Origin of the sequence: Anaerobium acetethylicum, from assembly GCF_900096945.1 — a bacterium.
GTDB lineage: Bacteria > Bacillota > Clostridia > Lachnospirales > Lachnospiraceae > Anaerobium > Anaerobium acetethylicum.
Genome location: NZ_FMKA01000035.1, coordinates 1 through 20,887, shown reverse-complemented (window position 1 = coordinate 20,887; position 20,887 = coordinate 1). Strand labels below are relative to the sequence as shown.

Genomic DNA, 20,887 nt, shown 5'->3' with positions numbered 1-20,887 from the left:
AACGGAGGTGTCCCATGCAGATGTCTTACGAAACAGACCGTCTGATTCTTAAAATACTCGATGAAAGCCATTCAGATGAAGTCCTGGGGTTTTTCATATGCAACCGGAGTATTTTCGAACCTTTTGAACCTTCAAAAAGCCGGAACTACTATACCAGAGCCTACCAGAAGGCTATTCTCAACTATGAATATCATTCTGCCCTGGCTTCCAGGAGCGTGCGGTTCTGGATTTACGAAAAATCCGACCCCGGCAGAATAATTGGAACCATATCTTTTATCAACATACAGAGGGGTCATCTGAAAAGCTGTGAAGCCGGATACAAATTGAGCCGTGAATGCCATGGCCGCGGCTACGCCTCTGAAGCGATGCGCAAGGGTATCAGCATCATGTTCAGCGAACTTGGGCTTCACCGAATCGAAGCCAATATCATGCCGTCAAACCTCCCGTCTGTGAGGCTTGCACGTTCTCTTGGCTTTTCATTTGAAGGAGTTGCACGAAAAAATATAGAGATACAGGGAATCTGGGAAGATCACGAAAGATATGCCCTGATAAATCCTGTATCTCTATGACTTGCTGCCTGCACAGCCGAACTTCTATCCTGAATCATTCTGCGGATTTATGATCAGCTTCCTGCAGTTGGCATGTATGGCCTGATTGATCCTGCAACTGCATTGATAGGCAGCGACTGCAGGATTATTCTTCCTGGTCCGGTGATCACAGTATTGAAGATGCCTTCCCCTCCAAATACCATGTTCTTGAGTCCGGGAACGCTCTGTATCTCCATCGAGCATGTTATATCCATGGCAGCCAGGTAGCCTGTATCCACTATAATGGACTGCCCGGCCTGAAGATTATATTCCACTGCATGGCCATCGATTTCTATAAATGCCTTCCCCATTCCGGAAAGTTTCTGCATAATGAATCCCTCGCCTCCGAACAGTCCGGCTCCGAACTTTTTATGGAAATGTACGGATAAATTGATACCTGCCTCTCCTGCCAGAAATCCGGATTTCTGTACAATCATCTCTTTGCCAGGTGTAATGTCAAAAACCATGATGGATCCTGGAAAACTGGATGCGAAAGCGATCATTCCCTCTCCGCCCATAGCCGTATAGTTGTTCTGGAATATGGACTCTCCTGAAAACATCCTTCCAAGCGCTCTTCCCACGCCGCCCCCGGCATTCGTTTCCATTTTCATGTTTGGTGACATCCAGCACATCGATCCTTTTTCAGTAATCATCTTTTCCCCTGCCTCCAGCTGACAAACAACAACCGGCAACGGAGTTCCCTGAATTTCATATTTCATAAAATATACCCCTCCTTATATTTTTAAATAATTGCTTCAATCGTAACTTTCCTGTCTTTTGAAAGATCAATGAAATCATTTCCTACACGCACTACAGGTCTTGATAAGGAATTCTTATTGATCATAATCACCTCGCCTGCCATGTTGTTGCTGAGGCGCACGCTGTTTCCAATATATGACTGCACAAGCATTTCCATGATCGGAATGATATATTTAGGATCATATTTGGTCATTCCCTCTTCTTCAAAAATGTTTATTACCTTGAATGGACACATTCCGATGCGATAAACCCGATTTGCGGTCATTGCATCATATACATCCGCAATTGCTACTATCTTGGCAGCTTCTGCTATTTTCTGATTGGGAAATCCACCAGGATACCCGCTGCCGTCCGTCCTTTCATGGTGAAGCAGGACTGCCAGCTTAACCTGGTCTTCAATCTCTTTATTCTTTATCGTATCATAACCATAATAAGAATGTTTTTTTATGATTTCATACTCTTCATCTGTAAGTTTCCCTGGTTTTGTAAGTATCTCCAGAGGTATTTTCAGCTTGCCGATGTCATGCAGAATGCCGCCCAGTGTAAGGACACGGATTTCATCTTTTGGAAGCTTCAGCCAGTTTCCAAACACATTGCATATAAGGGCAACATTTACAGAATGCACATATGTCAGGTCATCCATGTCTCTCATACAGCTCATCATATCCAGGACATGAATGCCGCTCGTGCTTTCTTTCAGGATTCTGTCTGTCTCGCTTAGAAGTACCTCGGTATCGATTTCTGCTCCTTCGCTGACAATACTGTTAAACTGATCTTTCACTTCTGAAACGGATTCTTTGAACGAACTATCAAATTTTCTGAATTCCCGGGTCTCTTTTATTTGCTGGTTATATGTCTTCCTCTGTGGGGCCTGCCTGCTCACCGTCTTTTTTCCATCAGGCACATAGATAAATATTTCCCGCACGAAATGACCTTTCAGATGTTTAATGGTTTTTTCTACGAGTATCATCTTTTCCCCAAGAACAAGGTTTTCTTCATCCGTATATACATCCCTTGCGAGCACCATTCCAGGCACCGCATTCTTCACTAAAATCTTTTCAACTTTCAAATTCCGCACCTGCCCATCAACAAGGATGTCCAAAGCTGTATAAAATCCCTTTTCATTTCAACACAGAAGACTTCCTTGTCCCTATTCTTTCATTTTTCTGCTGATTATATTGCTTAATTCTGCAAACTGTTCCAATGTAAGAGCCTCTCCCCTTATATTTGCCAGAAATCCGGCTTCCTCAAGGGCTTCTGCTATCAGTTCCTTTGACAAATGTATTTCTGGTGAATTATTAAGGCCATTGACCAGGGTCTTCCGCCTCTGGTTGAAGGATGCTCTGATGATTTTGAACATCAGACTCTCATCATCTACCTTCACCGGAACCTCTTTATGCCTTGTCAGCCTGATTACTGCAGAGCCTACGTTTGGCCTTGGCATAAAACAGTTCGGCGGAACATTTGCAACAATATAAGGATCCGCATAATACTGGACTGCCAGGGACAATGCCCCGTAGTCCTTTGTTCCGGGTCCGACCTTCATACGGTCTGCAACCTCTTTCTGAACCATTATGGTAATGCTGTCGATCGGAACGTGGCTCTCAAAAAGTCCCATTATGATCGGCGTCGTTATATAGTAAGGAAGGTTGGCCACTACCTTGATCGGCTTTCCTCCGTTCCTTTCTTCTGCAAGCTTCTTTATATCAAGCTTAAGCACATCCTGATTGATAATCGTAACATTATCGTAATCGCTTAATGTATCCTCAAGTATCGGAATCAGCTTGGTATCAATTTCCACCGCGACCACTTCCCTTGCAGCCTCAGCCAGGTACTGGGTCATTGTGCCTATTCCCGGACCGATTTCAAGCACAAAATCATCTTTTGTGAGATCTGCGGAATTTATTATTTTTTCCAAAACATGGGTGTCTATTAAAAAATTCTGCCCGAATTTCTTCTGCATAACAAACTTATATTTATTTAAAATTTCAATCGTATTCTTAGGATTTCCTAATGTTGCCATCAATTACCTCTCTTTGAAAAACAGTCTTTTTGCATTCCTGTTTGTTGTCTCTACCACTTCATCATAACTGATTCCTTTGATACTTGCAATCTCTTTTGCGATGTACGGAATGTTCAGCGAAGAGTTCCGTTTGCCCCTGTACGGCACCGGAGACAGGTATGGACTGTCCGTTTCCAGCAGTATATTTTCAAGCGGTATATACGCTACCGCCTCCTTCAGCTTCCTGGCGTTTGCGAAGGTCACAACCCCTCCGATTCCAATATAGAATCCCATATTCAGGAATTCCCTGGCCGTCTCCTTCGTATAGGAAAAGCAGTGGATGACCCCTCCGATTTCCCCCGCCTTCAGGGTTTTCATCATGTCCACCGTATCCTTTGCAGCGTCGCGGCTGTGGATGATTACCGGAAGTCCGGCCTCCCTCGCCATTTCAAGCTGTCTCTCGAACCATTTCTTCTGTATATCCCTCGGCGGCTCGTCATAATAATAGTCGAGTCCGATTTCACCAACCGCTACTATCTTCTCCAATGCAGTCTGCGCTTTGAGCCAGGCCATCTTCTCCTCGTCCAGCTCCGCAGCTTCATTCGGATGCACCCCGACACTGCCGTATATGAAGGAATATTTTTCAGTAAGTGCAATCGTGTTTTTTGAGGTTTGAATGCTGGCACCTACGTTGATCACGTACTCGATTCCGTTTTCCGCAAAGCTTCCCAGCAGTTCCTCCCTGTCTGTATCAAATGCCTCATCATCAAAATGGGCGTGGCTTTCAAATATCATAAGCATTATTTGGCAGGGATCTGCACCTTTCATGCATACCCCTGCCAAAGTTTCCTCCTTCCGGACCGGGCTTGTGCCCGGATTATTTATATTATCTCGAAATTCGCCCTGTTCGGGCTGCTTTCTCATGTTTTGCTGGTCCCAAAGTCATGTTTTTTCATGCAACCATGAAACACATGACCTTTTGACCCTGGTATCATATTTAGCAGATTTCTGATCCGCTTACAATGTCTTTATCTACAGTCATGACGGAAAGATTTCCGTCATCATCGCTTGCTGCGAGAATCATGCCTTCTGAGAGGATTCCGCAGAGCTTAACCGGCTTAAGGTTCGTAATTACCGCAACTTTCTTTCCTACCATCTCTTCCGGTTTATAGTACTGGGCGATTCCCGACACGATCTGTCGTGTCTGTCCTCCTACTTTTATCTGTGAAACAAGAAGCTTTTTCGCCTTCTTAACTGGTTCGCATGCAATTACCTCTCCGACCTGAATCTGTACTTTATCAAATTCATCAATAGTAATTTCCGGCTTCGCTTCAACTGCAGGGTAGTGTTCCTCAGGTTCCTGGTTTGCTGCTTTTATGGCTTCTACTTTTTCAAGTACTTCATTCACATCCAGGCGTGCGAAAAGGATTGCCGGTTTGTCAGTCACTTTTGTGCCTGATTCATATAAGCCATATGTTGCAAGATCTTCCATTGTTCTTTCCTTTGCATTCAACTGGCCCAGGATTTTTTTTGCTGTATCCGGCATGAAAGATTCTAAAAGTGTTGCGCCTATGCAGATGCATTCTGTCAGGTTGTAAAGCACGGTTTCAAGACGCGCCTGCTTGTCCTCATCCTTTGCAAGAGCCCATGGCATGGTTTCATCAATGTATTTATTGCATCTCTTAAACAGCGTGAAGATTTCCGAAATAGCATCTGCAACCCTCAGGTGCTCCATTTTTTCCTGCACGATCTGAGGCGTCTTCAGTGCAAGAGCGATGAGTTCATCATCGACATCTTCCCTGACGCCGGTATTGTTTACCACACCGCTGAAATACTTGTTTGACATGGAAATCGTCCTGTTTACAAGATTTCCAAGGGTATTCGCAAGGTCGGAATTCATTCTTTCCACCATAAGTTCCCATGTGATTACGCCGTCATTGTCAAACGGCATTTCATGAAGAACAAAGTATCTTACCGCATCAACTCCGAAGAAATCAACGAGTTCATCCGCATAAAGCACATTTCCTTTTGACTTGCTCATCTTTCCCTCACCCTGAAGCAGCCATGGATGTCCGAATATCTGCTTTGGAAGCGGAAGGTCAAGAGCCATCAGCATAATCGGCCAGTAAATGGTGTGGAACCTTAAAATATCTTTTCCAATAAGATGAAGATCTGCTGGCCAGAATTTTTCAAATAGGGAATCGCTATTTCCATCAACATCATACCCTAAGCCGGTGATGTAGTTGCTGAGTGCATCAAGCCATACATAGACAACATGCTTGTTATCGAAATCAACCGGAATTCCCCACTTAAATGAGGTTCTTGAAACGCAGAGATCCTGAAGGCCCGGAAGAAGGAAATTATTCATCATTTCATTCTTTCTGGATTCCGGCTGGATAAATTCAGGATGATCATTGATATGCGCAATCAGCCTGTCTGTATATTTGCTCAATTTAAGGAAATAAGCCTCTTCCTTCGCCGGCTGTACTTCTCTGCCGCAGTCAGGACATTTTCCGTCGACCAGCTGCGATGATGTGAAGAAGGATTCACATGGCGTACAGTACATTCCTTCATAATATCCTTTATATATATCGCCCTGTTCATAGAGTTTTTTAAATATTTTCTGAACCTGTTTTTCATGATGTTCATCCGTGGTACGCACGAACTTATCATAGGATGTATCCATCAGATCCCAGATATCCCTGATCTGCCCTGCAACACCATCCACGAATTCCTTCGGTGTGATGCCTGCTTCTTCAGCCTTCAGCTCAATCTTCTGTCCATGTTCATCCGTTCCTGTCTGATAAAACACATCATATCCCTGCTGCCTCTTAAATCTTGCAATGCTGTCAGCAAGAACGATTTCATAGCTGTTTCCGATGTGCGGCTTTCCTGATGTGTATGCGATTGCTGTTGTAATATAATATTTTTTCTTGTCCATATGTATACATCCTTTCATAATAAAATATCATCATCGATATCATTTCTCTTTAAAAATCGGAACTTTTTCTTGTCACAGGACGAGCCTTTTTATGAGTCAAAAAAACCCGTCTCCCCTAACAGCTAGAGAAGACGGGAAATCGTCCCGTGTTACCACTTCAATTTATCTGTTTCTCACGAAGCAGACCTCATTAAGTACACCCACAGGCAGTTAAAGCCCTGGTATACTTTTCCGCTGTAACAGGCGGAGTCCCGTCGCAGCCTTGCTTTCCCATCATATGTTAAAGTTCGGTGCGCCACTCGGAAGCCATTTTCAGCCTATATCCAATGTCCCCTCTCACCATATGGGGATTCTCTTTAAATGGAATGATAAACCTACTCTCTTCGTCACAGTGTTTACATTTTTACTTATCTTAAAGACTATCACATGCTCCCCCGGTATGTCAAGACTCCTGTAACAGAGAACGCCTAGTGCGTCCCCATACCTTTGTAGTCCTGCCGCAAAGATGCATCCAGATCATAAAGAAAAGCATCCCCATCGATAAATGCAAATTTCACATTCAGGGCATCCGTTCTGCTGTATGCAAATCCCTCTCTCTTCCACATATTGCAGTATCCTGATGCCGCATTTTTCAGATTCGTATAGCTCAGTGAAGGTACCCGGTTCTTGAGGGTTTCAATATTCAGATTCACCAGTATATATCCGTCTTTTAGGAAAAACTTACTGTCCCTTCCCAGGGTTCCATGTTGATGTATATATTGCTTCAGATCGAATCCCTCCGGAACCGCATGGATTTTTGCAGGCAGATGGTATTCCCCGTACCACTCCTGTCGGGATTTCAAGGCTGCGTTGCTGTCAGAAATATTTTTGGTGGTATTTCCGATGAAATTTCTGCTTTTGTATGACAAAAGTATGTTCCCGAAAGTATATGCCTCTGCTGGTTCTCCATACAGGTCCTTAAAATTTTGTCCTGTCAGCTCCGCAGATTTTTCCAGTTCCTCTTTCGGAGCCAGGCTGTATCTGCTGCTCATGTCCAGTGTCATGACATTTGTTTTATCTACGGCACTTCCGATCTTCACATACTCCTCCCTGCTTCCATTGATAACTGCGCTGTAGTAAAGATCCACCTTCTGTCGGTTTCTTCCATTTTTATCGACATACCAGAATTCGGGCGTTAAATGTATGTAGTCATTGTTCCCAGCCATGGTTCCTATGGTCGTCAGCTTGAATTTTATATGATATCCTGTCCTGACTGCCCATGCATTCAGATTATACGGATGTCCTCCCCTTAGAATCGGAAGCGAATATTTTTCTGATATTCCTGTGCTGTTCCCGTTTTTGTCCTGTGTTCCTACTCTGTAAGCAAACCCACGGGGCGTGATACCGTCCCCTTTCCTGAAAACTCTCTCCCATCTGGGGTAATCGCCGATATCAATTATACTGAAGCCGAATAGTCTGCCTGTGACACGGACCTTCACAGAATCCCATGCGGCATAGTTATCCCTGTTAAGATTCGCATTCTGCTCTATTTTATCTAAACCGCCTTCCACTGTATCATAATTCTTTGCGGCCGCCCTGAATTCAACTGCATAGTCCCCTTCACTGATCCCCTCCGGCAGATAAAAAAACATGTTGCTCCCTTCGATATCGATCCAGGTTCCTGCATCAATCATCCCCTCTCCACGATATACAGTAAACGGAAAACGGACCTGACCGCAATCCGTATATTCATCATAATCCCTGTAGCCATACCCTTTAATCTTCTTATGGACTCCCGTGGTACCCATCCTGATTATAAAACTCCTGCCAAGTATCAGCGATGCCCGCATTCTGTCAGGATTTATCTCCTGGTTGAATTCTTTCTCACTGGAAATCATCCCCTGGCATACGACCGGTGTATGAACCGTAATTCCATTTACAGGCATCACCCTGAAAGACTCCTCTGATATGCTGCCATAGGTACCATAATTTGCAGTAGCCGTGCTAGGATATTTTTCCCCATTCCTTTTTGTATGGGGAATCAGAATATCTCCCTTATATATATTAACAGTTATATCTCCTGCAGGCTTTACGGGCTCTGAAGCCGTTCCCGCAGCTGCAGTATTGTCCAGCAGTCTCTGATTATCAAGCAAAAAAGCATCATTTTTAACGGTTATCTGGCCGATAGCGGCCTCCGCTTCCTGCTGATAATTCCCCTCCTGAATTTCAGGTTTTGCATTTCCCCCCTCTATGATCCCTCCATACACCTCAAGCGTTTCAGCATACTCAGGATCCTTCATACGGTCACGTCTTCCTGTGAAAAGCATCACCCACGCTTCCGGAATCGTATCCAGAACGACCTTTCCATTTTCAAAAGCATAATTGCAGACTTCCACATTATCAAGATAATTCAGATCCAGGTCCTCTACCTCCCAGTATGAATAATACCTGTCCGCATAATAATCCTTCTCCCGGTATGCCTCCTCCTCATGCACAATTCCATTCTCTCCCGTCCATCGCAGGGTGTACTTCGTTCGCACACGAATTCCATAGGTGCGGAATCCATATGTCTGCTTATATCTGCAGGCATACCTGTATTTGCTGAACTTGCCTTCCACATAAAGCTCTTCTCCTGTTGGTACCCCTTCTGACACATCAAAGGCTTCATTTCCTTTTTCTTCAGCCCTGATGCAGAGGCTGTTCGCAAGCTGGTTTCCATTCTGATCCCAGTTAAAGTAATCAGTCCTTTCCTGCTGCCGTTCCACCCTTTCATAGTAGAAATGGACATCCGCTCTCTCAATGGAATTATCCTGGTTTCCGATGACTGCCATCCCCTGCACGTCCTGGTCGCCTTCGGTCCAGTAATCGTATTTTCTCCCGTCCCTGTATTCCAGCATGACATGCAGCTTTCTATATTCAAAAAAATGTTCCGTAAAATCTTCTTTTGTAAAACTGTGCTCCCGGGCTTCCAGAACCCCTCCCGAAATATTTTTTCCATACCGCTCCAGAGAAGCTGCATGCTCATAATCCTCCCCTGCCACCTCAAAATGAGCTACATGAAAGCTGCCTGAAAGCATCTCTTTGTTCTCCGGAAAACTGAGGCTTTTATTAAAATGTGTCCTCAGGCTTTCCGGATTTGCCCACTTTCTAGCACCTGCAATCCCTTCAAAAGTAAAATAGACCTCGCCTGCGGATCCTGCACCCCCGTCTGTCAGGCTTCCCCGTGGAACTCCGTTTACACATACAGTCATGATGGAATCCAAATATACGGTACCCCCGTTACTGTAAAGTTCCTCCTGCCATTCTTTGGACGCATTCCCTATGCTGTTAAAAATTGCGTCCCTGTTGCAGTAAAAATAAGAATATATATATTTGCTGTCTCCTGGATCCGGCCTTGACGGCGCATTTTCTTCCAGCACAATCCTGGCACACTGGTTTCCTGCTGCATCAATCGGCTGGTTATACCTTTTAATTGTCCAGCCTATAGTCTTATAGGTAACTGCCGCCGTCGCTTTCCTGTCATGTACCGTCATAATCAGATTTCCCTGGTCGTCAAATTTCAGTACCTCCTGGTAGTAATCTTCGATGCCGACTGCATAACTGATCATACCTGACAGAAACAAGAAGGCACTCATAAGAACAAGCGCTGCAGCGATTTTTATTCCCTGCCTCGTGCTCCCTCCTTCCGACTTCCTGTTTTCCCCTTTTTTTCTAATAATACTGATTTTCTTTCCTTTCATTCACATTCTCCCTTCGTTCTGCATCCCCTCATTCCTGCGGATGCAGCTGCCTGAATTATTTTGTATAAACCAATCCTATATGCTATTATGATAGTAACTGATCAGTCTTCCGACTGAAGATATTGAGAGGAGGGCAATAACTACTTGAAGCACTTAAAAAAAATATCATTGTTATTTTTTACGATCTGCATCGTCCTTTCCTTTGCCGGGTGTAATAGAAACAACGGGACAGACATCCCGGAGTCCGCTCCAATCAGTTCTGAAAACCAGGAGACTTCCGAAGATACTGGAGATGATACTGAGGACGATATTGGGGTTGCTTTTGATGATTTTACAAATGAACTTTTCCTGGAGGAGGTTACGTCCAACACATTAAATCTCCACTACAGCCTTTCCGATCCAGGCGCCTATGGAATCACCGATTATAATGTGACCCTTGGCCGCATTTCTCTGGATGAAATCGATACGATCATTGACGACCTTAAAACCTGGCAGACAACTCTCCACAGCTTTTCCTATGAGAGCCTTACAGAAAGCCGTCAGCTGACCTACGATATTCTGGATAGTTTTTTCACGACTGAACTCTCTTCATCAGGCCTGGTCCTCTATGCCGAGGCACTCAGCCCCTCCCTCGGAACCCAGGCACAGCTTCCCATCCTTTTGGCAGAATATTCATTTCTAAGAGAGAAAGATATAACCGACTATCTCGGTCTGATTGCAGACCTTGACGACTATTACGCCAGCATCATGGAATTTGAGAAGGAAAAGTCGGAAGCTGGTCTATTCATGGCTGACTACTCGGCAGATGATATAATCGAACAATGCAGGGAATTTATAAAGAATCCGGAAGATCATTTTTTGATTTCCACATTTAATGAAAAAATCGACAGGCTCTCCTTCATTACGGAGGAGCAGAAAGAAGCTTTTAAAAAGCAGAATACAGAAATTTTAAACAGCGATGTCATTCCCGGATACCAGCTTCTGATAGAAGGTCTCACCTCACTCAAAGGCACGGGAACAAACGAAGAAGGCCTCTGCCACTACCCTGATGGCAGAAAATACTATGAATACCTTGTAAAATATAATACCGGCTCTCCCCGTTCTATAGAGGAAATCCAGAAAATGATAGATTCCAAAATGGAAACTGACATGCAGGCTCTTTCTGCGCTCTTTGCAGCCGACCCGTCCATTCCCGATTCTTTCGACAGCTATGAATTCGCTCTGCAAGATCCCGCAGAAATACTCGAGGATCTGAAATCAAAAATAGCCGATGATTTCCCTACCCCGCCCAATACCGCTTATTCTGTAAAGTATGTCGATGAGTCATTAGAAGATTTCTTAAGTCCTGCATTCTATCTGACACCTCCTATCGATAATATGTCGGAAAATATTATTTATATCAATCCTGCCGGCAGCTATGAAAAAGCCGACCTCTATGCTACCCTTGCCCATGAAGGCTATCCCGGACACCTTTACCAGACCGTATATTCGAACACATTCCTTTCGGATAAGGTACGGAGCCTTCTGAATTTTGCAGGATTCATCGAGGGGTGGGCGACCTATGCGGAAATGTATGCCTATGGTCTTGCAGATATGGACAAGGATACCGCAAAAATGCTTCAGCTGAACAGGTCGCTGACCCTGGGTCTGTATTCCTCAATAGACATTGGCATCCATTATGATGGCTGGGATGTGGAAAAAACAGCCTCCTATCTGGAACGCTACGGAATAACAGGCAATAGAATTGTTGAACAGATCTATCACGGCATAGTCGAAGAACCTGCAAACTATTTAAAATATTATGTGGGTTATTTGGAATTTCTGAGATTAAGGGATATAGCTGAGACAAAACTGGGATATGAGTTTAAAGCTGTGAATTTTCATGAATTTCTGCTTATGACAGGACCTGCGCCCTTTGATATACTCGAAAAGTATATGAATGAATGGATATCCGAAAAATAATCCGAATAATTATAGAAAAAAAGAGAATGTGAATTCTGAACCGGGATTCTGCTTGTAAGATGCAGTTTCCCGGTTTTTATCTGTAGCTTTCAAAAAAATTTCTTAGGTTGATCAGGGCTTTCACGAGAACCTTCAGTTCCGAATCGTCAAGACCTTCTATGGTTGCTCTTATCATCTTCTCGTGGAAATCCTGGTGATGTTCAAATGCCCTGACTCCCTTTGGAGACAATGAAAGAAGCACGACCCTTCTATCCTCATCGCTGCGGATTCTTGATACGTACCCTTTTTTTACAAGGCTGTTGATAGCGATAGTCAGTGTTCCGACGGTAACGGTAAGGGTTTTTGCGACCGCCGACATATTTCTGGGGTCCCCTATTCCGATTGCTTCGATAATATGCATATCGTTATTGGAGATATCCTTGAATTCTTCAGTTATGATTGTCTTTTCTTCAATACTCATTATGTCATTGAACAACTTAACAAGTACCTCATGAAACGTACCATATGTATCCACACTATCTCCTGCCTTTCCTGATTTTATCCACATTATACACCATTTTTTCTCCTTTCACAATATTTTTGTCGTTTCTGCTCTCCTTTCTGGATTTTACCCACTAAAAATGCATTCCTTTTTCATCCGAATATAAAAATGACCGAGAAGTTCCTTTTTTTTATATTATGTATTCTTTTACCTTAACATATAATAATTATACTTTTTTTGCCATTTTTTTAATAAAGTATAAAAATGTAAATTTTTTTATTATTTCTATTGTATTCTTAATCAACTACTGCTATAATAATCTTATCATATTTACTATTTTAACCAAGGAGGATCGAATATGAGAGATACTGGCGTAGTAAGAAGATTGGATGAACTAGGCAGAATAACTTTACCAATGGAACTCAGAAAAAGCTTAAACTTGACTGAAAGAGATTCATTACACATCTTTGTTGAAGAAGACAAAATTATTCTCCAGAAATTTTCACCAAGTGACATTTTTACTGGCAGCATGGATGACTTAATTGATTTCCACGGAAAAAAAGTTTCCAAGGAATCAATAATTGAGATGGCCAAACTTGCAGGACTGAAAGTCAAAGAGTAATTTAGTTTTGCGTAATACAATCTTATAAAACGGAAAGGAGTGCTGGGCCACGGTTTTGGGACCGTGCCCGGCATTCTGTCCGTTTTCCAATGCTGAAAGAAATGCCCGCAGACATACCGCGGGCATTTTTTATTATTATAGAAACGTTTATCCTATGAGATAAAAACCCGTCCATGAAATATCACTCACGCCATGGATATGATATCCTGAGGGGGCTGGAAGTCTGCCTGTAAACTATAAAAGAGCCTGATAAACATCCCGTTTGGTAATTCCTCTGTCTTTTGCTACCAGCTTCATCGCTTCTTTCCTGTCAGTTCCTTTGTCTGTATAATGGGCCAGATGCTCTTCTATTGACAGCTCTTCCCATTCTCTTCGTTTTTCTTCCTTAATTTCTTCCCTGCTTCTTCCTTCAATAACGATCACGCATTCTCCGCGCGGATCAGTCTTTTCGTAATGCTCGATAGCCTCTGAAAACGTAGTTCGGAAAGCAGTTTCATATCTTTTTGTCAGCTCCCTGCAGACGGTAATCCGTCTCTCGCCAAGGGCATCCTTCAGCTCCTCCAATGTCCTGATCAGCCTGTGCGGAGCCTCATACAAAATGATGGTCCTGGTCTCATTTTCTAACTCCTTCAGAACATCCCTCTTTTCCTTTTTGTCAGAAGGCAGAAATGCTTCAAAACAAAATCTTCTTGTCGACATTCCTGAAATTGTAAGGGCTGTAATGCAGGCAGCCGCTCCTGGAAGAGAAGTTACTTCTACTCCCTCTTCATAACACATTTTCACCAGATCCTCACCCGGATCCGATATGCCCGGCGTACCCGCATCGGTAATGAGTGCGACATTCAGCCCTTCTTTCATCTGGCCGATCAGATATTTCGCCTTATCTATTTTATTGAATTCATGATAGCTTGTCATAGGTGTTTTTATTTCAAAATGATTGAGCAGCTTTATGCTGTTTCTTGTATCCTCTGCAGCAATCAGGTCGGCCTCTTTGAGAATCCTCAGTACCCTGAGCGTTATATCCTCGAGGTTGCCTATTGGCGTCGCACACAAATATAATTTTCCCTGCATAATTTGAACCATGTCCTTTCCTTATTTCACTTCTCTGAATCATATACTCAAAAATATACAGGCAGAATAGTTGAACTTCATATCCTGCCTGTCGCAATTATTTTTCTTATTCCGTTTTAATATCCATAGACTTCATAGATCTCGTCCGTATATACGTCCTTTTCCTTATAGACGATCAGCGGCTTCTCCACGGTTATCCTTGGCCTTCCACCCCGCAATGCTTCGATAAGAACCATATTCGGCTCCTTGTCTACAAATGGATAAACAAGTCTCATCCGCTTCGGTTCAAGCTTATACTTCATCATGGTCGCCATGATTTCCGCCAGCCTGAAGGGTCTGTGTACCATATAGAAACGTCCTCCTGACTTCAGGAGCTTTGATGCTTCCCTTACCACGTCGTCCAGGGTGCATAGAACCTCATGTCTTGCGATTGCCTTAGGCATATCCGGATTCACGATTCCGTGGCTTCCTGTCATATATGGCGGATTCGTCGTGATCACATCAAACGAAGCAGCGCCAAACAATTTTGAAGCCTCCCGGATATCTCCCGTAACAATATCGATTTTCTCTTCCAGTCCGTTATATGCCACGCTTCTTCTTGCCATATCGGCGCTTTCTTCCTGTATTTCAAGGCCGGTAAAATGCTGACCTTTGGTTTTTGCTTCAAGCAGTATGGGAATAATACCTGTTCCGGTACCAAGGTCCAGGGCATTTTCTCCTGGCTTTACCGTTGCAAAGCCTGAAAGAAGAACAGCATCCATGCCAAAACAGAATTTTTTAGAATTCTGGATGATTTTATAGCCATTCCGGTGCAGATCATCCAGCCTTTCATCCGGTTCTAACTTAATTGTCATCTAGCTTGGATTTCCCTTCTTTTCCTTCTTTCCGCTCTAATTCCTCAAGTGCCCTAAGCTCTTCTTTTGAAAGGCTGACCTTTTCTTTTCTTCGCTTCGGTTTGAACTTAAGCTGATCCACCTTGTATTCGCGGATTTCTTTTTCTCCGTTATTGGTTACGACAACCTTGACCTGCTGTCTCAAAACGCTCACGCTCTGCACTTCACCCTTAAGCCCGTCATCAGTTGTCACTAGATCCCCAAGGTTTGGAAGGCGGGAATTAAGCTCTTCATATGTCTCTTCCTCATTTTTCAGGCAGCACATGAGTCTTCCGCACACACCCGAAATCTTTGTAGGATTTAAAGAAAGGTTCTGTTCCTTTGCCATTTTTATAGACACCGGTGCGAATTCCGAAAGATGAGTATGGCAGCACAGGCTTCTTCCACAGATGCCGATGCCTCCTAAAATCTTTGTCTCGTCCCTTACACCGATCTGTCTAAGCTCGATTCTTGTCTTAAATACCGATGCAAGATCCTTAACAAGTTCACGGAAGTCGATTCTTCCATCTGCAGTAAAATAAAAAAGTACCTTATTGTTATCAAAGGTATATTCCGCATCGATAAGCTTCATCTCTAATTTATGCTTCTTAATTTTTTCCATGCATATGCGGAATGCCTCTTTTTCTTTTTTCTTGTTCTCTATCTCAATTTCATCATCTTCCGGGGTCGCTATCCTGATTACCGGCTTCAGAGGCTGTATTACCTTCTCGTCCTTTACTTCCTTGGGTCCGATGACCACGGCTCCGTATTCGATTCCTCTTGCAGTTTCCACGATTACATGATCGCCTGTGCTGATATCGAATTCTGCAGGGTCAAAAAAATATATCTTGCCTGCATTCCTGAACCTTACTCCTATCACTTTTATCATTCTCTAATTCTCCTTTATTGTAAGCAGGAGAAGTTCCATAACCAGATCAAAATTGACGTTTGCATTCAATCTTGCTTTTGCGTTCTCCAATGCGTTGATAATTGCTTCAATTCCTTCATATGAACTTCTGTTTGCCTGTTTTTGTATGTATCTGACTTCATCCTTAAAAATCAGGGAATCGACATCTGATGTTGCCTTAAACAGCAGAACATCTCTGTACCATATCATAATCAGATCAAAATAATCCTGCACGTCCAGCTTGTGCGTACTGATTTTTTTGATAGCTTCAACTATTTCGCTGATTTCCATTTCATTAATATATTTAAGAAGCTGTACTGTCTCATCTTTTATCTGGTTAAAATTTTCAGCAGATGCAAGTTTAATTGCTTTTCCCATATTTCCCTGCGCAAATGCTGTACATAAATCCGCCTGATAATCCGGAATCTGAAGTTCTTCCATGAGATATTTCTTGATATCTGCATCTTCCACTGTCTTAAGATTCAGACTTACGCATCTTGACAGTATCGTAGGAAGAAATTCATCAGCATTCGTAGTCAGAAGCATAATAACGGCATATGCCGGAGGTTCCTCTATGGTCTTAAGAAGGGCATTCTGAGCCTGTACTGTAAGCTTCTCTGCCTCATCTATTATATATATTTTATAAGGGCTACTGTAGGGCTTGATCATGATGTCTGCATTCAGCTGCACCCTGATATCCTCAACGCCTATGCTGTTCGGCTTCTCATGGGTAATCCTGATGATATCCGGCTGATTTCTGTTCTCCGCCTGTCTGCAGGAACGGCATTCAAGGCATGGCTCTGCTTCTTTCCTGTCGCACTGAAGCGCCATAGCAAAAGTCGATGCAAGAATATTTTTTCCCGATCCTTCTTCTCCGTTAAAAATATATGCATGGGACACTTTATTTAAATTAATAGCATTCTGTAGATGTCTGATAATCTGCTGATGCCCTCTTATATCTTTAAACTGCGGCATATTGATCACCCCAAACTTTCCTTTGTCTATTCTTGAAAAAACAATCCCTTTATCAGGTTAAAATATCCAGCAAAAGGCCCTTTATCTCTCCAACCCTGCTTAAAACCGAAATATGTTCTTTTTCATCCTTTATGAGTTCCGCTGCCAGTTCGTCCAGATTCCTGTCCACCAGCTTTACAATTCCATATACCCTGTGGCGTCCCCTTCTGTCTAAAAAATTCTCTCTTGAGAATTCATGAGAGCGGTTCACTACTTCATTCATAAAATCCTTAACCAGTTCCCTGTATTTTTTCATATCCCTGACATCCAGATGTTTTGCAATCTTTTCACCCTGAGCAGTAATATCTTCCATAAGGACATTGAGCCTTGCCTGTAGATCCTTTTCTTCAATATTGCTTGCAAGTGTAAATTTGAAGCTGCCGTCAGATAGTCTGGCAGGTGTCGTGCTTTCAACATTGGCTGTCTTTAGCGCCTGATTGACTCTTAAATCCATGGAATACCTCCCTGCTTTTTATTAATATAGTCCATTATATTATAACACATACGTTTTTTATTATACAGTAATTATCAGTTTTTTATATACTGCTTAATATATTCAGTTATTTCTTCCATGCATCTTTCAAGGCTGTCGTTTTCAAACTTCCTCTCAATTCCTGCTTCCTTAAGCTTCTCTTCTGAAAAGTCCTGCTCGTCTGCAAGAAATCTTCTGCACATCTCAGCATATCTCGGCATCTCCTGTTCCTGTTCTCTTGTCAGCCCTCGAAGAAGACGGATTCCATCATCCAGATCAATGTAGACTGGAACCAGGTTTTTCTCACCAAAATAAGCCTTCATTCTTTTATACGACTCAAGAGTTCCGATCACGAGATAGTCCTTATTTTCAAAATCCACCTGGCCGTCATCCACAGTAAAATATCTCCAGATACCATGGACAGTATCATATGCCCTTGCCTCTATCAGCCTGCCTGACTGTTCAAATTCTCCGAATTCCTTTTCGGTAACAAAAAAATACTCTACGCCATCTGTTTCTCCTGCCCTGATGGGTCTGGTGGTGTAGAGTATGATCGTATTTAATTTCAATTCTTTATTTTCAAGAATTTTTTTGAAAATTGTATCTTTTCCCGACGAGCTCTTCCCCATCAGATAAAATATTTTTCCCATATAAATATACCTCACATACTATACTTTTACTTTGTTAAAGTATAATACATAAGGTAATATTATTCAAATTATTTATTATGTGGAGTGGAGTGTCAAAAGCCTATTCACAAAATGGTATTCGTCAATTTGCACAAGTTTAAATAATGAGGACGTGATGTAAAACATGTTGATTAGCAAAGCGCACTCGCCAGGTCTTTATCCTAATATTTTAATCTTTCTGGATTCTCTGTCATTGAGCCCCTCAATTGAAAGCCCGCTATTTTTATAATATGAAATAAGTTCAATCAGATTGCGGCTAATCCGCTCACCCGGAACTATAATCGGTATTCCAGGCGGATACAAATAAACATACTCCCCACTGATTTCGCTCTCGCTATCCGTAATTGATATCTCTTTCATACGAACATTTTCAGCATCACTGATTTTCATTACAATCTCATTCTTTAGCATAGATTGCAAATACCCACCTGTGTGTTTTTCCTGGTCCGTCACATCCCTCAAACAATGTCGTTTTTCAGCTGCGTAATCTGTCTCTGGCCCACCGCTTCCTGTTACACCGTTTAGAAGCTCAACTTCATATTTTTTTTCAATATCCTCAAGCGCTTCTGCCAGCCTTATAAATCCATCTTCCGTATCCGCAATAGATGTCATGGCAAGTACATAGTCCCCCGCCGCCATCTCCATCTGAAGATGATATTCATCCAGCAGTATATGATATAACTGTTTTCCAGTCAGACCAGTTTCTCTGACCGATAAAACCAATTTTGATAAATCCATATCTGCAATCCGGCTGGTTCCCCGTATTCCGCAATCCGCAAGTTTTATATATTTCAGCCTCTTTAATCTTTCCCTTAAGACTGAAAGCCTTGCAGCATACTCTGAAAATAACCTGTCTCCTTCCGATTCTATAAGCCTTATACAGCTGTCTATGGATGCCATAAGCACATAAGACGGGCTGCTCGTCTGATAGATATCCAGATACTTTCTGATTTTTTCCCTGTCAACTAACTTTCCATTAACATGAATCAGTGCCGTCTGCGTAAGAGAAGGAAGTGTTTTATGAATACTATGAATGACAATGTCAGCTCCGGATTTAATCGAATTTTCCGGAAAATATGAATGAAAACCAAAATGAGCCCCATGCGCCTCATCAACAATTAAGGGGATCCCATATTCATGCGTTATCTTCCCTATCGTCTCCACATCAGAAACAATTCCGTCATAAGTTGGGGAAGTGATGAAAACCGCTTTTATACTTCTGTCTTTTATCAACAGCTCCCTGATTTCTTCAGGATTTAATCCACCATTGAGCCCCAAACGATGCTCTGATTGTGGATAAACATATTCCGTTTTTAATTCTCTGAGGAAAACTCCATGATAGGCCGCTTTATGGCAATTTCTAGCCATAATGATTTTATCACCATGCTTCGTGCATGCACTGATTGCGCTTAAAATTCCGCATGTGCTCCCATTTACTATGAAATGAGTTTCTTCAGAACCATATAAATTAGCAGCCCTTTCCTCCGCATGCTTCAGAATTCCTTCCGCATGATGCAGATTATCAAACCCATCAATTTCAGTGATATCCACACTAAACGGATTTGTGAACTCAGTTATCAACAAATTCCGTTTGTGTCCTGGCATATGAAATGGATAAAAGTCCGATTTGCTATATGCATAAAGTTTATCATACAAATTCTCCAAACCGATTCTCCTTGTCATTTTTTATAAATAATTCATGATCGCAACTATCCTATGCTATAAAAAAAAAGGCCAGGCACAAAACCTTGCCTGACCAAAATAATGAGACATCCGGGGCTCGAACCCGGGACACCTAGATTAAAAGTCTAGTGCTCTACCAACTGAGCTAATATCCCATACTATATCTAAAACCATAAAATTCTCAAATGAATTTTCATAGTAAATGCCCAGAGCCGGAATCGAACCAGCGACACGAGGATTTTCAGTCCTCTGCTCTACCAACTGAGCTATCTGGGCATAATTGAATATTTATATCCAATTAAAATTGCGGGGACAGGATTTGAACCTATGACCTTCGGGTTATGAGCCCGACGAGCTTCCAGACTGCTCCACCCCGCGTTAATATTTAGTTGTTCTTGATACCTGCATAAACAATACTGTTTATGAATGGATGGAGAAGGATTCGAACCTTCGAAGTCGTTGACAACAGATTTACAGTCTGCCCCCTTTGGCCGCTCGGGAACCCATCCATATTTAATTATTTTCAGCCAGCATTAGTGGCTAAAAATACAAGCCGACGATCGGACTTGAACCGATAACCTGCTGATTACAAGTCAGCTGCTCTGCCAATTGAGCCACGTCGGCGTACTGAAATGGGACCTACAGGGCTCGAACCTGTGACCCTCTGCTTGTAAGGCAGATGCTCTCCCAGCTGAGCTAAGATCCCATGTACTAATTTAAAAACCATATTTAGTTTTTAACGACCCGAAAGGGACTCGAACCCTCGACCTCCGCCGTGACAGGGCGGCGCTCTAACCAACTGAGCCATCGGGCCAAACAATTCATGTACCTTCAAAACCACACATTCAAACTATTCAATCATCCATTTTTTGTTCTATCCTATGAACCATTGCACACCTAAGTGCTTATGGTCAAGCCCTCGACCTATTAGTAACAGTCAGCTACACATGTTGCCATGCTTCCACCTCTGTCCTATCCACCTCGTCGTCTTCAAGGGGTCTTACTAGCTTTTGCTATGAGATATCTCATCTTGAGGGGGGCTTCACGCTTAGATGCCTTCAGCGTTTATCCCTGCCGAACTTGGCTACTCTGCCATGCCATTGGTA

At 42.7% G+C, this 20,887-nt stretch carries 17 protein-coding genes, 7 tRNA genes, 1 rRNA gene and 1 other annotated feature; of the genes, 3 read left to right on the top strand and 22 right to left on the bottom strand.

Going from position 1 to position 20,887, the window contains the following annotated elements; genetic code table 11:
• Positions 1 to 14 precede the first annotated feature (14 nt).
• Complete coding sequence (locus BJR36_RS16950) at positions 15 to 569, top strand: GNAT family N-acetyltransferase (RefSeq protein WP_091236537.1); 555 nt, start codon at positions 15 to 17, stop codon at positions 567 to 569.
• A 53-nt stretch (positions 570 to 622) separates the two neighbouring features.
• Here the strand turns inward: BJR36_RS16950 and BJR36_RS16945 are convergent, their stop codons facing one another.
• The 6 genes from BJR36_RS16945 to BJR36_RS16920 all read right to left on the bottom strand — a co-directional run bounded on the left by BJR36_RS16945 (position 623) and on the right by BJR36_RS16920 (position 10,008).
• The gene (locus BJR36_RS16945) at positions 623 to 1,306 is read right to left on the bottom strand and encodes a TIGR00266 family protein (protein ID WP_091236536.1); all 684 of its coding nucleotides are present in this window, start codon (positions 1,304 to 1,306) and stop codon (positions 623 to 625) included.
• Positions 1,307 to 1,329: 23 nt separating this feature from the next.
• Complete coding sequence (locus tag BJR36_RS16940) at positions 1,330 to 2,415, bottom strand: HD-GYP domain-containing protein (RefSeq protein WP_091236535.1); 1,086 nt, start codon at positions 2,413 to 2,415, stop codon at positions 1,330 to 1,332.
• Between the two features lie 81 nt (positions 2,416 to 2,496).
• On the bottom strand, positions 2,497 to 3,369 hold the full coding sequence (rsmA, locus tag BJR36_RS16935; RefSeq protein ID WP_091236533.1) for a 16S rRNA (adenine(1518)-N(6)/adenine(1519)-N(6))-dimethyltransferase RsmA: 873 nt from the start codon (positions 3,367 to 3,369) through the stop codon (positions 2,497 to 2,499).
• Between the two features lie 3 nt (positions 3,370 to 3,372).
• A complete protein-coding gene (locus BJR36_RS16930) occupies positions 3,373 to 4,143 on the bottom strand; it encodes a TatD family hydrolase (RefSeq protein WP_091236575.1) in 771 nt (256 codons plus the stop codon).
• A gap of 202 nt (positions 4,144 to 4,345) precedes the next feature.
• Positions 4,346 to 6,289, bottom strand: a complete 1,944-nt coding sequence (gene metG, locus BJR36_RS16925) for a methionine--tRNA ligase (protein ID WP_091236531.1) — start codon at positions 6,287 to 6,289, stop codon at positions 4,346 to 4,348.
• 124 nt (positions 6,290 to 6,413) lie between these two features.
• Positions 6,414 to 6,688: a binding site (T-box leader), on the bottom strand.
• Positions 6,689 to 6,756: 68 nt separating this feature from the next.
• Positions 6,757 to 10,008 (bottom strand): DUF5704 domain-containing protein, encoded by a 3,252-nt coding sequence (locus tag BJR36_RS16920; protein ID WP_091236530.1) that lies wholly within the window; start codon positions 10,006 to 10,008, stop codon positions 6,757 to 6,759.
• Positions 10,009 to 10,152: 144 nt separating this feature from the next.
• On the opposite strand from BJR36_RS16920, the gene BJR36_RS16915 reads away from it, so the two are divergent.
• Positions 10,153 to 11,970, top strand: a complete 1,818-nt coding sequence (locus BJR36_RS16915; RefSeq protein ID WP_091236528.1) for a DUF885 domain-containing protein — start codon at positions 10,153 to 10,155, stop codon at positions 11,968 to 11,970.
• Between the two features lie 76 nt (positions 11,971 to 12,046).
• On the opposite strand, the gene BJR36_RS16910 is transcribed toward BJR36_RS16915, so the two are convergent.
• On the bottom strand, positions 12,047 to 12,517 hold the full coding sequence (locus BJR36_RS16910) for a MarR family winged helix-turn-helix transcriptional regulator (protein ID WP_091236527.1): 471 nt from the start codon (positions 12,515 to 12,517) through the stop codon (positions 12,047 to 12,049).
• Positions 12,518 to 12,809: 292 nt separating this feature from the next.
• On the opposite strand from BJR36_RS16910, the gene BJR36_RS16905 reads away from it, so the two are divergent.
• Positions 12,810 to 13,073, top strand: a complete 264-nt coding sequence (locus BJR36_RS16905) for an AbrB/MazE/SpoVT family DNA-binding domain-containing protein (RefSeq protein ID WP_091236526.1) — start codon at positions 12,810 to 12,812, stop codon at positions 13,071 to 13,073.
• Positions 13,074 to 13,307: 234 nt separating this feature from the next.
• On the opposite strand, the gene rsmI is transcribed toward BJR36_RS16905, so the two are convergent.
• The 15 genes from rsmI to BJR36_RS16830 form a co-directional block, all read right to left on the bottom strand.
• Positions 13,308 to 14,144 (bottom strand): 16S rRNA (cytidine(1402)-2'-O)-methyltransferase, encoded by an 837-nt coding sequence (gene rsmI, locus BJR36_RS16900; RefSeq protein WP_091236573.1) that lies wholly within the window; start codon positions 14,142 to 14,144, stop codon positions 13,308 to 13,310.
• Positions 14,145 to 14,260: 116 nt separating this feature from the next.
• Positions 14,261 to 14,998: a tRNA1(Val) (adenine(37)-N6)-methyltransferase gene (locus BJR36_RS16895; RefSeq protein WP_091236524.1), complete on the bottom strand. Its 738-nt coding sequence runs from the start codon at positions 14,996 to 14,998 to the stop codon at positions 14,261 to 14,263.
• Complete coding sequence (locus BJR36_RS16890) at positions 14,988 to 15,905, bottom strand: PSP1 domain-containing protein (RefSeq protein WP_091236523.1); 918 nt, start codon at positions 15,903 to 15,905, stop codon at positions 14,988 to 14,990. The genes BJR36_RS16895 and BJR36_RS16890 overlap by 11 nt, the downstream gene beginning before the upstream one ends.
• A gap of 3 nt (positions 15,906 to 15,908) precedes the next feature.
• Positions 15,909 to 16,898, bottom strand: coding sequence for a DNA polymerase III subunit (locus BJR36_RS16885; RefSeq protein ID WP_091236570.1), 990 nt, complete (start codon positions 16,896 to 16,898; stop codon positions 15,909 to 15,911).
• Between the two features lie 52 nt (positions 16,899 to 16,950).
• Complete coding sequence (locus BJR36_RS16880; protein WP_091236521.1) at positions 16,951 to 17,391, bottom strand: YaaR family protein; 441 nt, start codon at positions 17,389 to 17,391, stop codon at positions 16,951 to 16,953.
• Positions 17,392 to 17,465: 74 nt separating this feature from the next.
• Positions 17,466 to 18,059 carry a nucleoside/nucleotide kinase family protein gene (locus BJR36_RS16875; RefSeq protein WP_091236519.1) on the bottom strand — a complete coding sequence of 198 codons (594 nt, stop codon included), beginning with the start codon at positions 18,057 to 18,059 and terminating at the stop codon, positions 17,466 to 17,468.
• Between the two features lie 195 nt (positions 18,060 to 18,254).
• On the bottom strand, positions 18,255 to 19,781 hold the full coding sequence (locus BJR36_RS16870) for an aminotransferase class I/II-fold pyridoxal phosphate-dependent enzyme (protein WP_278276598.1): 1,527 nt from the start codon (positions 19,779 to 19,781) through the stop codon (positions 18,255 to 18,257).
• A gap of 82 nt (positions 19,782 to 19,863) precedes the next feature.
• Positions 19,864 to 19,936 (bottom strand) — tRNA-Lys (locus BJR36_RS16865).
• 48 nt (positions 19,937 to 19,984) lie between these two features.
• Positions 19,985 to 20,057: transfer RNA gene (locus BJR36_RS16860), tRNA-Phe, on the bottom strand.
• A 28-nt stretch (positions 20,058 to 20,085) separates the two neighbouring features.
• Positions 20,086 to 20,159, bottom strand: a tRNA-Met gene (locus BJR36_RS16855).
• 49 nt (positions 20,160 to 20,208) lie between these two features.
• Positions 20,209 to 20,290 (bottom strand) — tRNA-Tyr (locus tag BJR36_RS16850).
• Positions 20,291 to 20,332: 42 nt separating this feature from the next.
• Positions 20,333 to 20,405, bottom strand: a tRNA-Thr gene (locus BJR36_RS16845).
• Positions 20,406 to 20,414: 9 nt separating this feature from the next.
• Positions 20,415 to 20,487: transfer RNA gene (locus BJR36_RS16840), tRNA-Val, on the bottom strand.
• A gap of 34 nt (positions 20,488 to 20,521) precedes the next feature.
• Positions 20,522 to 20,595: transfer RNA gene (locus BJR36_RS16835), tRNA-Asp, on the bottom strand.
• A gap of 93 nt (positions 20,596 to 20,688) precedes the next feature.
• Positions 20,689 to 20,887, bottom strand: a 23S ribosomal RNA gene (locus BJR36_RS16830); the annotation flags it as partial.